The following is a 14,944-nucleotide window of genomic DNA, read 5'->3' as shown; positions in this document are numbered from 1 at the left end:
TAAGGCTGAATGGTTGTTACCTGCATTCTTGCCCCGGCTTTATGGGAGCAATTGTTCGCTGGCAAACAAACTTTCCAGTGTTTCGCGGGGGCGGATCACATGGACTTGATCCCCATCGACCAGAATTTCAGCCGCACGGGGGCGGGTGTTGTACTGGCTGGCCATGGTAAAGGCGTAGGCACCGGCGGACATGATGGCGATCAGGTCGTCCTGTTCCAGCGCCAGCTGACGGTCACGTGCCAGCCAGTCACCGCTTTCGCAGATAGGGCCAACCAGATCGTAGCGGGGGGTGTCCTCGGTCACGGGACGAGGTTCTACCGCTTCCACACTGTGCCAGGCATCGTACAGGGTGGGGCGAATCAAGTCGTTCATGGCGGCATCAATGATGGCGAAGTTTTTGGTCTCGCCATGCTTGAGGTATTCCACGCGGCTTAGCAGCACACCGGCATTGCCCACCATGGAGCGGCCGGGTTCCAGCACGATTTCCAGATGGCCCAGGCCGTTCTTGTCCAGAGCGGCAAAGACTTCGGTCAGCAGCTGGGTGGGGGTCACCAGGGTTTCGTCGGTGTAGCGAATGCCCAGGCCGCCACCCAGATCCAAGTGGGTCAGGTTAACGCCTTGCTCTTTCAGGGCCAGGATCAGCTTGATCAGCTTGTCCAGCGCATCCAGATAGGGGCTGACTTCGGTGATCTGCGAGCCGATATGGCAGTCCACACCCACAATATTCAGGCTGGGCAGCTTTTGGGCGCGTGCATAGATGCGGGGGGCCTGATCAATCGGCACGCCGAACTTGTTGTCTTTCAGGCCCGTGGAAATATAGGGATGGGTGCGGGCATCCACGTCCGGATTCACACGCAAGGAAACAGGCGCTTTCACATTCATGCGTTCTGCAACCTGGGCAACACGCTCCAGCTCGCCTTCGGACTCGACGTTAAAGCACTTTACGCCTGCTTTCAGGGCCGCTTCGATTTCCCAAACCTGTTTGCCGACACCGGAGAACACCACTTTGCCTGGATCGCCACCGGCAGCGATGACACGGGCCAGTTCACCGCCCGAGACGATGTCAAAGCCGGTACCCAGGCGGGCAAATTCTTGCAGAATGGCCAGATTGGAATTGGCCTTCATGCCATAGCACACCAACAACTTGCGGTCCTGACCTGCCACTCGATAGGACTCCCAGGCGTCGCGCAAGGCTTGGCGGGAATACACATACAGAGGGGTGCCGAATTCTTCAGCCAGCTTGTTCAGGGGAACTTGCTCGGCATGCAGCGTGTTGTTCTGAAATTGGAAGTGAGGTGCAACGGTCATGGTGTCGTCAAATAACAGAGGTTAAGCGAGCAGGGCGGAAATCAGCGCGGCGCTGTTTGGGCGTCCGCTGCTTCCTGCGCAGGAGGGTGGTACAAGGGGCCTTTGTAGCCGCAAGCGCTAAGAAAAACGCTTAGTGTCAGCAAGGCCAGCAGGCGGGAGGAACGTAGTTTGTTCATAAGTGATGAGCGAGTGCGGACAATGCAGAACATTATGCCATTGTGAGGGACAAAGCATAAAAAACGCCGGCTAGGCCGGCGTTGGGGTACTGGATTTAGAAGGGGACGAAGGGCTGGGCTTGCGTGCCCGAAGAACCGGAGTCAGAGTCCAGTTGTCGCAGCAGGTCGCCAATACCGTCGTTTTGATCCCCACCGCCTTGTTGCAGGGCGCCGTCACCGGGGGCAGGCAGGCCAACACGGGCAATGGCTTGTCCGGGCGGGAATTCGTCAAAGTAGAAGTCCCCGTTGATGCGCGACAGGCCTGAAGGTGCAGGGCCCGGAGGCACGATGGGCTTGTCCTTGAGCGCGGTGCGCATGTAGTTGATCCAGATTGGCATGGATGCACCACCACCAGTCTCGCCCGAACCCAGGCTGCGGGGCTTGTCAAAACCCATCCAGGCAATGCCGACCAGATCAGGTGTGTAGCCCGCAAACCAGGCGTCTTGCGAATCGTTGGTAGTCCCGGTCTTGCCGCCAATGTCCGTACGCTTCAACTCACGTGAGGCACGGGCACCCGTGCCGGAGGTCGCGACACCACGCAGCAAGTCGTTCATGACATACGCAGTGCGAGCGTCAATGGCGCGAGCCGCTGCGTCCCCGGCCACAATGGGCTTGGCGCGCATGATGACTTTATTGGTGCTGTCGGTGACGTAATCGATCAGATAAGGCTCGGTACGGTAGCCGCCATTGGCAAAGACCGAGTAGGCACCCGCCATTTGCAAGGGGGTCACGCTACCTGCACCCAGAGCCAGCGGCAGCACCGCAGGCTGACGGGCTTTGTCGAAACCGAAGCGAGTCACGTATTCCTGCACGTACTTGGGACCGACGGCCTGCATGATACGGATGGACACCATATTTTTGGACTTGTACAAACCTTGACGCATGGTCAGCATGGGCTCATAGGTACGGCCGTAGTTCTTGGGCGTCCAGGGCTTGGAGCCAGTCTGGGCGGCGGTCAGAACAAAGGGTTCGTCCGAAATCTGGGTGGCAGGGGTCAGGCCGCGCTCCAGCGAGGAAGCGTAGATGAAAGGCTTGAAGGCCGAGCCAGGCTGGCGCCAGGCTTGCGTGACGCGGTTGAACTTCCCGTCGGAGAAGTGGAAACCACCCACCATGGCTTGAATGGCGCCGTCTTGTGGGCGTACCGACACAAAAGCGGCTTGTACCGCAGGCATATTGATCACTTCCCAGTAATCGCCATTGCGGAACAGATAGACCACGGAACCGCGCTGAATGCGTACGTCTGCCTTGGCGTTTTTCACCAAGCCACGAGCGACAATCTTCAGGGCGCGCTTGTCGTTGACGTCAATAATTTGCTGGGCGGTACGGGCTACGCGAATCTGGTTGGGGCTGGCGTCCAGCACCACACCTGTCAGCAGATCGCCCGTGTCGGGATACTTGTCCTGCAAATCATCCAGAATGGAATCCAGCTGCGCGTGGTCGTTTTCAATACCGGCAGGCAGATCCACCTGGCCTTGCGGGCCAGTGTAAGGAGCACGACGGGTGTAATCCAGAATACCGTTACGTACGGCCAGATAAGCGGCTTCCTGATCGGTGGACTTGATCGTTGTGTAGATGTTGAAACCGCGCGAGTACACATTGTCCTGGTAGACGCCGTACAGCAGTTGGCGAGCCAGTTCAGCCGCGTATTCACCGTGGATGGCGTAGCCACCCGCAGGCGTACCCAAGGCCGATTTCACAACGATTTCCTGAGCCATCGCATCCTGGTATTCCTGCTCAGTGATGTAACCCAGGCTACGCATACGGCCCAGCACATAGCCCTGGCGGGTTTTGGCGCGCTCGAAATTGGCAATCGGGTTAAAGCGCGAAGGCGCTTTGGGGATACCAGCCAGCATGGCGGCTTCTGCTGTTGTGATCTCGCCAAGCTGTTTACCCAGATAGGTTCGTGACGCTGCCGCAAAACCATAGGCGCGGTGACCCAGATAGATCTGGTTCATGTACAGATCCAGAATCTGGTCTTTGGACAGCGTGGCCTCAATCTTGAAGGTCAGCAGCAGTTCGTAGAACTTGCGGGTATAGGTCTTTTCCGATGACAGGTAGAAGTTACGCGCTACCTGCATGGTGATCGTACTGGCCCCTTGCGTCTTGGACATATGGGTCATGTTGGCCAGGGCTGCGCGGCCAACACCCATCCAGTCAATCCCGCCGTGCTGGTAGAAACGGTCGTCCTCGGCTGCCAGAATGGCCGATTTCATCACATCGGGGATTTCGTCAAAACGCAACACATTGCGGCGTTCTTCACCAAATTCGCCGATCAACACCTTATCCGCCGTGTAAATGCGCAGCGGCACTCGGGGGCGGTAGTCGATCATGGCGCTGAGATCGGGCAGGTTGGGCCAGGCCAAAGCCAGCGCAAGTGACCCGAGCAGGACGGCACACAGACCAAGCCCCACAAAAAAGACCGAGGTCTTGACGATGAGGCGGGCAAGCCAGGAACCGGAGCTTTGCTCGGGTTTAGAATTGGGGGAGCGGGAAGAAGAACTCATTAGGGCTGATTTTAAAGTCCAAACGCAGCAGGACTGGGCCTCAAACCAAGTATCAATGTAACAAAATAATACTAAGCAAGCGGACTGTGCTTAGGGAAGGCTAATGGGATAATACACAAATGAACCACTCTTTACCCGCCGAGCTGATGCCTGTAGAACATCCTGATCCCTTATCAGACGCCGAGCTGCTCCATTTACAACAAACTGGCCCACGTCCCATTATTTTGGTGGGCATGATGGGTGCCGGTAAAACGACCATTGGTCGTCAATTGGCGCGGGAACTCAAGCGCGAGTTTATGGACCTGGACCACGAGCTGGAAGCCCGTAGCGGCGTGCGAGTGTCCACTATCTTTGAGTTCGAAGGCGAGCAAGGGTTCCGCAAACGTGAATCTGCGGTGCTCGATATTTGTTCGCGCCAGACCGGAATTGTGCTGGCAACGGGAGGCGGGGCCATTTTGTCCGAGGCCAATCGCCAGATCATCAAAGATCGCGGTATCGTAGTGTACTTGTGCGCCACCGTAGACGAGCTGTACCGCCGTGTGGCCCGAGACCGTAACCGGCCGCTGCTGCAAACAGCGGACCCACGCGCCCGCATCCAGGAACTGCTGCAAGCGCGCGAACCCCTCTATGAAGAAGTGGCAGATGTCCGCTTTGAAACTGGCTCGGCGCCAGTCCATCATGCGGTGCGCCACTTATTGTCCCTGTTGAAAGAACGAGGTTGCTAAATGTCTGTAGTGCATGTTGACGCCCAGGGTGGCGCTTATCCCATCCACATCGCCGCCGGGCGTCTGGCGCAGCTTGCAGACACGGTACCAGCCGATACGTCTGCCATTGCCATCGTCACCAATCCTACGGTGGCGGCCTTGTACCTGGCGCCTGTGAAGGAGGCCCTGGCCGCAACGGGCAAGCCTGTCCATGTGATCGAGCTGCCTGATGGTGAAGCCTACAAGAACTGGGGATCCCTGAACCTGATTTTTGATGCGCTGCTGGGTGGTCACCTGGATCGCAAGGCCCTGATCGTGGCTTTGGGCGGTGGCGTTATTGGCGATATGGCCGGTTTTGCCGCAGCCTGCTTCATGCGTGGGGTGCGTTTTGTGCAAGTGCCGACGACTTTGCTGGCGCAGGTGGACTCCTCAGTAGGCGGCAAGACGGCTATCAACCACCCGTTGGGCAAGAATATGGTGGGCGCGTTCTACCAGCCTATCGCCGTGGAAGTGGACACGGACGTACTCAGGACTTTGCCTGCGCGAGAGATTTCCGCCGGTCTGGCTGAAGTCATCAAATACGGCATGATTTACGATCTGGATTTCTTCAACTGGTGTGAAGAGCAGATTGATCCCATGCGCACGTTGGCACAAGAGCAAATCGTCTATGCGATTCGCCGCTCCTGCGAGGTCAAGGCTGAAGTCGTTTCCCAGGATGAACGCGAATCTGGCTTGCGCGCTATTTTGAATTTTGGTCACACTTTTGGCCACGCGATCGAGTCCGGCATGGGCTACGGTCAATGGCTGCATGGCGAGGCCGTGGGCTGCGGCATGATCATGGCTGCCGAGCTATCCGCCCTGGTTTGTGGCTTGCCGGCTCAGGATGTGGCTCGTATCAAAGCCCTGGTGCAAGCCAGCGGATGCCCGATCACACCACCACAATGGCCTGCGGGTCGCTGGCTGGAGTTGATGCAGGTGGACAAGAAAAATGAAGGTGGCCAGCTGCGCTTTGTGCTGCTGGATAAATTAGGTCATGCCAAGGTGCAGGCGGTCGCGCCTGATGTGGTGCGCCAGGCATTGGCCCGCTTTACAACGGTGGAACAGGAGTAAAACCTATGCAAATGCTTGCCGCTTATGCCTGTCACCCTGAACAGTCCCGCGGTCGGCGTTATGCAGAGGCAGCGCCCCAAGGCCGTAACGCCTTTCAGCGGGACCGCGACCGGATTATTCACTGCAATGCCTTTCGTTTGCTGGAATACAAGACCCAGGTTTTCATTAACCACGAAGGTGATTTATTTCGAACACGATTGACGCATAGTCTGGAAGTGGCTCAGCTGGCGCGGGCCATTGCCCGCAATCTTGGCCTGCACGAAGATCTTATCGAAGCCATCTCCCTGGCCCATGATTTGGGCCACACCCCATTTGGTCACGCAGGTCAGGACACCCTGAACAGCTGCATGCAAAGCCTGCGCCCCGAGGCGGGGGGCTTTGAGCATAATCTGCAAAGTCTTCGAATTGTGGACGAGCTGGAAGAGCGCTATGCCGCCTTCAATGGCCTGAATCTGTGTTTTGAAACCCGCGAGGGGATTTTGAAGCACTGTTCCCTTAAGCATGCGCGTGAATTGGGCGAGGTGGGCCAGCGCTTTATAGATCGCACCCAGCCATCGCTGGAAGCACAAATGGCCAATCTGGCCGATGAAATTGCTTACAACAATCACGATATTGATGACGGTTTGCGCTCCGGTCTGATCCGCTTGGAACAATTGCTGGAACTGCGCCTGTTCAACAGTCATTACGAGCATGTACAGGCCCAATATCCGGGCTTGAGCGGTCAACGTTTGGTGGCGGAGATTATCCGCGGCATGATCAACACGCTAGTGGTGGATTTAACGGAAACCACGCGTGCCAAGCTGGAAGAGCATAGGCCTGACAGCGTGGATGCGATTCGCCATCTGCCTCGTTTGGCCGGATTTTCGCCAGAGATGCGGGCGCAGGCTGATGAGCTCAAACGCTTCTTGCACGCGAATCTGTATCGCCACTACAGGGTGGTGCGCATGATGAGCAAGGCGCAGAATATTGTGCGTGAACTGTTCCACGCTTTTCTGGATGATCCTCGTTTGTTGGCGGCGGAGCATCGCCGTGAAGACCCGATTGCTCAGGCCCGTGCCATTGCTGATTACATCGCTGGCATGACGGACCGCCACGCTATTCGCGAGCACGACGCTATCTTCAAGATGTAGGTTTTGCAGCCTGTGGCTAAGTCCCGCGATCTGCTATCTGCCAGTAGCCGTGTGCTATTCAGGAGCTCTTCTTCATTGATAAAGCGCCAAAAAACCGTATTTTTTGGTGTTTGGGGCCTGAACAGAGTGGCCTTTTAAGAGAGACAGTCTTTAGCGCTGCAATAAAGGCTTCAAATAGCGCCCTGTATGGCTTTGCTCACAGGCAGCAACCGTCTCCGGGGTGCCTTGCACCACAATCTGCCCACCGCCCTGGCCGCCTTCCGGTCCCATGTCCACAATCCAGTCTGCCGTTTTTATCACATCCAGATTGTGCTCAATCACGACCACGCTATTGCCAGACTCAACCAGCTTGTCCAGAACTTCCAGCAGGACAGCTATGTCTTGAAAGTGCAGGCCAGTTGTTGGTTCGTCCAGCACGTACAGCGTCTGGCCGGTGCTGCGTTTGGACAGTTCCAGTGACAATTTCACCCGCTGTGCTTCACCACCAGACAGGGTGGTCGCGCTTTGACCCAGGCGGATGTAGGACAGGCCTACATCAATCAAGGTAGTCAGTTTGCGCGCAACGGCAGGGACCGCATCAAAGTATTCCAGTGCCTGCTCAACCGTCAGGTCCAGCACTTCGCTGATATTGCGGCCACGGTAGCGAATATCCAGCGTCTCGCGGTTGTAGCGTCGGCCCTGGCAGACATCACAAGGTACATACACGTCAGGCAGGAAGTGCATCTCTACCTTGACCACGCCGTCGCCCTGGCAGGCCTCGCAGCGGCCGCCCTTGACGTTAAAGGAGAAGCGACCTGGGTCGTAACCGCGCAAACGTGCCTCGGGCACGCTGGCGAACAGCTCACGAATAGCAGTGAACATGCCCGTGTAGGTGGCCGGATTACTGCGCGGGGTACGACCAATCGGGGTTTGATCGACGTTGATGATCTTGTCGAAATGCTCCAGGCCTTCCATGCGCTCGTAGGGCGCCGGTTCGGCATGGGCACGGTGCAGCAAATGCGAGAAAGCGGTTGCCAGCGTGTCGTTGATCAGCGTGGACTTGCCCGAGCCGGACACGCCCGTAATGCAGACCAGTCGTCCAGCCGGAATCGCCAAATCAACGGACTTCAGATTATTGCCGCTGGCACCGTACAGACGCAGCCAGTTCAGGCTGTCATCCACTGAACGTCGTTTGGGGACAGCAATCTGGCGCTTGCCGGACAGGTACTGGCCAGTCAGAGAGTCGGGGTTCTGGGCCAGATCTGCGGGTGAACCTTGAGCGGTAATTTGACCGCCATGTTCGCCAGCGCCGGGGCCCATATCGATGACATAGTCGGCGGTGCGTATCATGTCCTCGTCGTGCTCGACCACAATCACGCTATTGCCCAGGTCCCGCAGGTGTTGCAGGGTCTGGATCAGCTTGTCGTTATCGCGCTGGTGCAGGCCAATGGAGGGCTCGTCCAGAACATACATCACGCCGGTCAGACCGGAGCCGATCTGGCTGGCCAGACGAATACGCTGTGCCTCGCCACCGGAAATGGTGTCGGCGCTGCGGTCCAGAGACAGATAGTTCAGACCCACATTGTTCAGAAATTCCAGCCGCAGCCGGATTTCACGCACGATGCGGTCGGCAATTTCTTTTTTCGCGCCTGTTAGTGACAGACGCTCGAACCAGGCCAGGCAGTCAGACAGAGCCAGGGCTTCGACTTCATAAATGGCCAGACCCTTGGCTTGTCCCTGAGTTGTGGAGCTGGTTTGCGTGCACTGTGCAGCATTGTCAGACAGCGTGTCGACATGGATGGCTGCTGGGTTGGCAGACGCGGTGCCTGCATGATGCTTGCACCCTGCATGGCTGGGAACTGGATCGTCCCCAATGCGGACGTGACGCGCCTCCAGACGCAGACGTGCGCCATGGCAGGCCGGGCAGGTCTGGGTGCGACGCAGCTTGTTCAGTTCCTCGCGCACGGCGCTGGAATCGGTCTCCGCCCAGCGACGCTGCAGATTCGGAATCACCCCTTCAAATGGGTGCGTTTTTACCGTAGTGCGGCCCTTCTCATTCAAATAGAGAAAGGGAATTTCCTCCGCGCCGGAGCCATACAGCACGGTGCGGCGCAGTTCTTCGGGTAGAGACTCGAAGGGAGCCTCTATATCAAAGTGATAATGAGCCGCCAGACTGGTCAGCAAGGTGTAGGTAAAGGCATTGCGTCGGTCCCAGCCCGCAATGGCACCGCCCGCCAGACTCAGTTCCGGGAAGGCCACCACGCGTTCGGGATCAAATACATCTACTTGCCCCAGGCCACTACAGTCCGGGCAGGCACCTGCCGGATTGTTGAAGCTGAACAGGCGTGGCTCCAGCTCGGGCAGGGAATAGTCACAGACCGGGCAGGCGTAGTGGCTGGAATAGGGCTGCTCCACTCCATTGTCCAGATTGACCACCAGACAACGGCCATTGCTGGTGGACAGGGCGGTTTCCAGGCTTTCTGCCAGACGTTGCTGGCTATCGGGCCGGATACGCAGCCGGTCTATCACCAGGTCCAGATCGTGCGCCTGCTGGGCATCAAGCGCAGGCAGATCTTCAATACTGGAAATTTCGCCGTCTACCCGTACCCGCACAAAGCCCTGGGCTTGCAGGCCACGCAGCTCCAGTTGCAGATCACCCACCAGACCGCGATGCATGGGAGCCAGTACGGCAATGCGGGTTTCAGGCTCCCATTGCAGAATCTGGTCTACCATCTGGCTCACGCTATGAGCTTGCAGGGCCAAGTGGTGTTCCGGGCAGTAAGGAGTGCCGACGCGCGCGTACAATAGACGCAAATAATCGTGGATTTCAGTAGTGGTTCCCACGGTGGAACGCGGGTTATGGCCTGCTGCCTTTTGCTCGATGGCGATGGCAGGCGACAAACCTTCGATCAAGTCCACATCTGGCTTGTCCATCAGTTGCAAAAACTGACGTGCATAAGCGGACAGGCTTTCCACATAGCGCCGCTGGCCCTCGGCATACAAAGTGTCGAAGGCAAGAGAGGATTTCCCAGAACCGGACAGCCCCGTCAGCACGACCAACTGGTGGCGTGGCAGGTCTACGGAGACATTTTTCAGGTTGTGGGTACGGGCACCACGAATGCGGATGGCTTCCATCGCTTTATTTAGGCTTGTCAAAAGGCAACTTGCTACTATAGCGCGTTGCGTCAGAATTTATGTGAACGGGTATCCGGGCTCTCTGCTAGCCCAGTTGTGACAGAGTATTAAATGAGTACACACCAAACCATGAATACGGCCGGATCGCGCCCAGCGCGCCTGAGTCTGACTCAGCAAGAGCGCAAGGCCAGCATCCTGCTTGCCCTGTTGTTTGCCTGTCGAATGCTGGGTCTGTTTTTGCTGACCCCGGTCTTTGCGGTTGCAGCCCATTCCCTGCCCGGCGGTAACGACGCCGCCCGTGTGGGTCTGGCATTGGGTGCCTATGGTCTGACGCAGGCTGTCTTGCAGATTCCCTTGGGGATGGCATCGGACCGTTTTGGACGCAGGCCGATTATCGTCATCGGCATGGCCTTGTTCGTGATCGGTGGGGTGATCTCCGCACTGGCCCAGAGTATTGACTGGGTGACGGTAGGCCGCTGTATTCAAGGTCTGGGGGCAGTTTCAGCGGCAATTTCCGCCTGGGTTGCCGACTCCACCCGTCCCGAAGTGCGCACACGTGCCATGGCCATGGTGGGTGGCTCGATTGGGCTGTCTTTTGCTGTATCGCTGGTGCTCTCGCCAGTGCTGGTGGGGCAATTTGGTTTGTCGGGACTGTTCTGGGCCATCAGCTTGCTGGGCTTTGTCTGCTTGTTGATTGCCGCTTTTGTGGTGCCCAGCGCACCTAAAGCTCCTGCGTCGATTGTGCAGGTCACCGCCGGACAGGTTCTGCGCCATATGGACTTGCTGCGCTTGAACTTTGGCGTGTTCTGTCTGCACTTTATCTTGATGTCTCTGTTCATTGTGGTGCCGGGCATTCTGGCTACCTTGGGTGGCTACGGCACTCAGGATTTGTGGAAGGTGTACCTGCCCGTTATCCTGGTTTCCTTTGTGCTGATGGTGCCAGCGGTGTTCTGGACAGAGACCCGCAAGCGTCACAAGCATGCGCTGGAACTGTCTGTGTTGCTGCTGATTGTGGTGCTGGCCGTGATGCCATGGGCGCGCGATTCGCTGGTTCCCATGGTGGCTGCGCTGACCTTTTTCTTCATCGGCTTTAATGTGCTGGAAGCCTTGCAGCCTTCTTTGGTGTCGCGTGTGGCACCACCAGAATACAAAGGGTTGGCGCTGGGTTTTTACAACACCTCCCAGTCCCTGGGCGTATTTGCCGGCGGCCTGATCGGCGGCATCCTGGCAGGGCGAGGGCTCACTCAATGGGTCTTGTGGACCGGCGCAGCCTTGGCTTTGCTCTGGTTGCTGACAGCACGCGGTTTCAAAGACAAATATTAAAAGGCGTTGCCTGTTACGCTTGTGCAAAGACGTGGCAGGCAGCAACAAGTAAAGTGGCCGGATTGGCCTCAAGAATCAAGAGCTGGACGTAACAGGTGACACCGTCGGGTGCTCAGCTATATACGCCGTTCAAGATGCCGTAACGGGATCGTTTGTATGGATAAAACTGCCCTCCCTGGAGTGGGGAGGGAGTGTTAATTAAGGCACGAATCCACGATAATACGGCTTGATATCGAATTTTTGACTACAGGATTTTTTTCATGGCATCGGTAAATAAAGTCATTCTGGTGGGCAATCTTGGCCGCGACCCAGAAGTACGCTACAGCGCAGAAGGATCGGCCATCTGCAATATTTCCATTGCCACGACTTCGCAGTGGAAAGACCGTACCTCCGGCGAGCGCCGTGAGGAAACCGAATGGCACCGTGTGGTGTTCTACAACCGTCTGGCTGAAATCGCGGGTGAGTACCTGCGCAAAGGCCGTCCCGTTTACGTAGAAGGTCGCCTGCGCACCCGTAAATGGACAGGTCAGGATGGTCAGGAGCGTTTCACGACCGAGATCATCGCCGAGCAAATGCAAATGCTGGGTGGCCGTGACGGTGGTGATATGGGCGGCGGCAGCATGGGTGGTGGCGAATACGGTGGCGGTGGTGCACCAGCTCCGCAACGTGCTCAGCGCCCAGCGCCTCAGCAACAGCAGCAACAACAGGCCCCACGTAATAACGCTCCTATGTCGGACAATCTGGCCGATATGGATGACGATATTCCGTTCTGAGGTCTCTAGCTCTTAGCGGGCCTCAAGATCAAAACCCTGGCAAGCAGATGCTTGCCAGGGTTTTTTTTCGTTCGTACAAACACCAATGTGTACCAACATCCATTCTTGTATACAATCCATAAAAAATGAATGCAAAATAGGAAAGCAATGACCACGATCAAAACAGCAAGTCACAGCGATGGGGTGTATGAGTCGGTGCGGGCTCACGTTCTTGGCCTGGTGAAGGATATTGATGAACCCGTGCGGGTTCGGGAAGAAGAGCTGGCCAAGATGCTCAATGTCAGCCGCACGCCGGTGCGCGAAGCGCTGCTGCGTCTGGGGCAGGAGGGCATTTTGACCATGGAGCCTCGGCGCGGAGCCTTGCTCTCGCCTTTGACCAAGCAGGACTACATCGAATGGCTGAAGTTGCGTATTGAACTGGAAGCCTTTGCGGCGCGTGAAGCTGCTTTGAATGCCTCGCAGCGGGACGTGGATGCCTTGCGCGCTCTGTTTGCGCCCTTCAATCAAGACAATGTGGAAGAGCGTGTCAGCGAATATGCGGCAGCCAATGTGGAGTTTCATGCGGCCATCATGCGTCTGGCTGCAAACAGCTTGCTGGAGAAGGTGTGGAAGTCCTTTGGGCACCGCGACATGCTCAAGACCAAAACCATCGAGCGCTTGAAACGTGCACATGAGTCTTTGGCCGAGCATCTGGCCATGATCGACGCGATTGAAAAACGGGACGCGGCGCTGGCAGATCGCCTGGCGCGTGAGCACGTTCAAGGGCTGCTGACGCAAACCTTGAACAGTTCCAACAACATCCGATAAGGAGGTTTGCTGTCATGAAGTTACTGACCTTTGTAGCCGCAGGGGAAACGCATTTGGGCGGAATGCTGGACGATGATCGGGTGGTAGACCTGACGCAGGCCTGGGGGATGTACGAGCATCCCTTAAGTGCTCGGCAAGCGCCCACTGAAGTCATCGATGCCATTTTTATGGGTGACGAGATCCTGATCAGCCTGCAACTTTTGATGGAGCAGGCAAGCCAGGCCAAGGCTCCCGTCCATGCCGCTGAGGATCTGTGTTTTCTGGCTCCTGTGCCGAACCCGGCTAAAAACATTTTCTGTGTGGGACGCAATTACCGTGCCCACATCGTGGAAGGCAATCTGGCACGTGGTCGCGCGGCGGATGATTTCCCCAAAGCACTGGAGTTTTTCAGCAAACCGCCCACTACGGTGGTGGGCCATCAGGCCCTGGTCAGCCGCCATGCGGCCCACACCAAAATGCTGGATTACGAAGTGGAGCTGGGCATTGTGATCGGCAAGGAAGGCCGGGACATTCCGGTTGAAGACGCGCTGGATTACGTCTTTGGCTACACGGTGATCAACGATATTACGGCGCGCGACCTGCAAGCACTGCATGGCCAGTGGTTCAAGGGCAAGTCTTTGGACGGCACCTGCCCGATTGGGCCGGTAGTGGCACTGAAAACGTCCATCGCAGATCCCAACGCGCTGGATCTTGAATTGGAAGTGAATGGCGAACTGCGCCAATCGGCCAATACGTCGGACATGTTGTTCGATGTGCCCAACATCATCGCCCAGTTGTCGGCGGGCATGACCTTGGAGCCGGGAGACATTATTGCGACAGGTACACCTTCCGGGGTGGGTTTTGCCATGCAACCTCCGCGCTCTTTGGAACCAGGCGATGTCATCAAAGCTCGCATCCCCGCTATTGGCGAGCTGGTCACTACTATTGAGTAAGGTTGACGACTATGCGCTTCAAGTTAATTTTGTCAGGCGTGGCTGCATTAAGCGCTTTAACGGCTGTGCCTTCGCTTGCGGCGGCACAGGACTATCCCACCAAACCTATCACCATCATTGTTCCGTTCCCGGCGGGCGGCACACTGGATAACCTGACCCGCAGTCTGGCGCAGAAAATGTCGGATGATTTCAAGCAGCCCGTCATCATCGACAACAAACCCGGTGCCGGTACGGTGATTGGTACTGAAATCGTGGCCCGTGCCGCGCCGGATGGCTACACCCTGGGGATGGTGGCAAACAGTTTTGCCATTAATCCCAGCCTGTACGACAACCTGCGTTACGACACGGTGAAGGACTTTACGCCGGTTAGCTGGGTGGCCTACACGCCGCACTTGCTGGTAGCGAACCCGGATGTGCCGGTCAAGAGTCTGGCGGATGTCATTGCTACGGCGAAATCCAAACCGGGTGAGCTGTCCTTTGCGTCCTTTGGTGCAGGTACGTCACCGCATATCGCCATCGAACGTTTGAAGTCAGAAGCCAAGATTGATGTGCTGCATATTCCGTACAAAGGTCAGGCCCCGGCGTTGAACGATTTGCTGGGCGGTCATGTGGACATGATGTTTGCCAATACGCCCGATGTTTTGCCCCACGTGAAATCCGGCAAGCTGCGTGCGATTGCACTGGCGAATGACGCTCGTCTGGAATCCATCCCGGACGTGCCTACCTTCAAAGAAGCAGGCGTGGACAATATGAACTCCAACTCCTGGTATGGCGTGATTGTGCCTTCCGGTACGCCAGCACCGATTGTGGAGAAACTGAGTGCTGAATTTGTCCGCATTGTGAACCTGCCTGAAATCCGCGAGCGCTTGTTGGCTCAAGGTCTGGAACCGGCGGGTACGACCTCGGCCGAGTTTGCCGAGTATCTGAAGTCTGAAATGGAAATGGCCGCCACAGTGGTAAAAGCCTCCGGCGCCAGCGTGCAGTAAACCTTTAACGAATACGAAAGAGCCCAGAGAGCTCAAGC

At 57.0% G+C, this 14,944-nt stretch carries 12 protein-coding genes; 8 read left to right on the top strand and 4 right to left on the bottom strand.

Annotated features, from left to right (window positions below; genetic code table 11):
- Positions 1-39: 39 nt before the first annotated feature.
- From lysA to CPY64_RS16910, 3 genes are all read right to left on the bottom strand, one after another.
- Positions 40-1,308, bottom strand: a complete 1,269-nt coding sequence (gene lysA, locus CPY64_RS16920; protein ID WP_042485344.1) for a diaminopimelate decarboxylase — start codon at positions 1,306-1,308, stop codon at positions 40-42.
- A 41-nt stretch (positions 1,309-1,349) separates the two neighbouring features.
- Positions 1,350-1,484, bottom strand: coding sequence for an LPS translocon maturation chaperone LptM (gene lptM / locus CPY64_RS16915; protein ID WP_094198126.1), 135 nt, complete (start codon positions 1,482-1,484; stop codon positions 1,350-1,352).
- A 95-nt stretch (positions 1,485-1,579) separates the two neighbouring features.
- Positions 1,580-4,027, bottom strand: coding sequence for a penicillin-binding protein 1A (locus tag CPY64_RS16910; RefSeq protein ID WP_042485346.1), 2,448 nt, complete (start codon positions 4,025-4,027; stop codon positions 1,580-1,582).
- A 119-nt stretch (positions 4,028-4,146) separates the two neighbouring features.
- Between CPY64_RS16910 and CPY64_RS16905 the strand changes: the two genes are divergently transcribed.
- The 3 genes from CPY64_RS16905 to CPY64_RS16895 are packed head-to-tail and all read left to right on the top strand — an operon-like array spanning position 4,147 to position 6,971.
- Positions 4,147-4,752: a shikimate kinase gene (locus CPY64_RS16905; RefSeq protein WP_042485349.1), complete on the top strand. Its 606-nt coding sequence runs from the start codon at positions 4,147-4,149 to the stop codon at positions 4,750-4,752.
- Complete coding sequence (gene aroB / locus CPY64_RS16900; RefSeq protein WP_042485351.1) at positions 4,753-5,841, top strand: 3-dehydroquinate synthase; 1,089 nt, start codon at positions 4,753-4,755, stop codon at positions 5,839-5,841. It begins immediately after the preceding gene.
- A gap of 5 nt (positions 5,842-5,846) precedes the next feature.
- The gene (locus CPY64_RS16895; protein WP_042485353.1) at positions 5,847-6,971 is read left to right on the top strand and encodes a deoxyguanosinetriphosphate triphosphohydrolase; all 1,125 of its coding nucleotides are present in this window, start codon (positions 5,847-5,849) and stop codon (positions 6,969-6,971) included.
- Positions 6,972-7,121: 150 nt separating this feature from the next.
- Here CPY64_RS16895 and uvrA read toward each other — a convergent pair whose 3' ends face one another.
- Positions 7,122-10,085, bottom strand: coding sequence for an excinuclease ABC subunit UvrA (uvrA, locus tag CPY64_RS16890; RefSeq protein WP_042485355.1), 2,964 nt, complete (start codon positions 10,083-10,085; stop codon positions 7,122-7,124).
- A gap of 111 nt (positions 10,086-10,196) precedes the next feature.
- Here uvrA and CPY64_RS16885 point away from each other — a divergent pair, with 111 nt between their 5' ends.
- The 5 genes from CPY64_RS16885 to CPY64_RS16865 all read left to right on the top strand — a co-directional run bounded on the left by CPY64_RS16885 (position 10,197) and on the right by CPY64_RS16865 (position 14,906).
- Positions 10,197-11,408 (top strand): MFS transporter, encoded by a 1,212-nt coding sequence (locus CPY64_RS16885; protein WP_096917404.1) that lies wholly within the window; start codon positions 10,197-10,199, stop codon positions 11,406-11,408.
- 260 nt (positions 11,409-11,668) lie between these two features.
- The gene (gene ssb / locus CPY64_RS16880; RefSeq protein WP_009461968.1) at positions 11,669-12,181 is read left to right on the top strand and encodes a single-stranded DNA-binding protein; all 513 of its coding nucleotides are present in this window, start codon (positions 11,669-11,671) and stop codon (positions 12,179-12,181) included.
- 147 nt (positions 12,182-12,328) lie between these two features.
- On the top strand, positions 12,329-12,988 hold the full coding sequence (locus CPY64_RS16875; protein ID WP_042485360.1) for a GntR family transcriptional regulator: 660 nt from the start codon (positions 12,329-12,331) through the stop codon (positions 12,986-12,988).
- A 14-nt stretch (positions 12,989-13,002) separates the two neighbouring features.
- The gene (locus tag CPY64_RS16870) at positions 13,003-13,920 is read left to right on the top strand and encodes a fumarylacetoacetate hydrolase family protein (RefSeq protein WP_042485364.1); all 918 of its coding nucleotides are present in this window, start codon (positions 13,003-13,005) and stop codon (positions 13,918-13,920) included.
- An 11-nt stretch (positions 13,921-13,931) separates the two neighbouring features.
- Positions 13,932-14,906 carry a Bug family tripartite tricarboxylate transporter substrate binding protein gene (locus tag CPY64_RS16865; RefSeq protein WP_042485367.1) on the top strand — a complete coding sequence of 325 codons (975 nt, stop codon included), beginning with the start codon at positions 13,932-13,934 and terminating at the stop codon, positions 14,904-14,906.
- Positions 14,907-14,944 lie beyond the last annotated feature (38 nt).

The sequence above is a fragment of the Alcaligenes faecalis genome (assembly GCF_002443155.1).
GTDB classification, from domain to species: domain Bacteria; phylum Pseudomonadota; class Gammaproteobacteria; order Burkholderiales; family Burkholderiaceae_B; genus Alcaligenes; species Alcaligenes faecalis.
The sequence above is the reverse complement of the archived record's forward strand: the minus strand, read 5'-3'. Positions and strand labels throughout refer to the sequence as shown.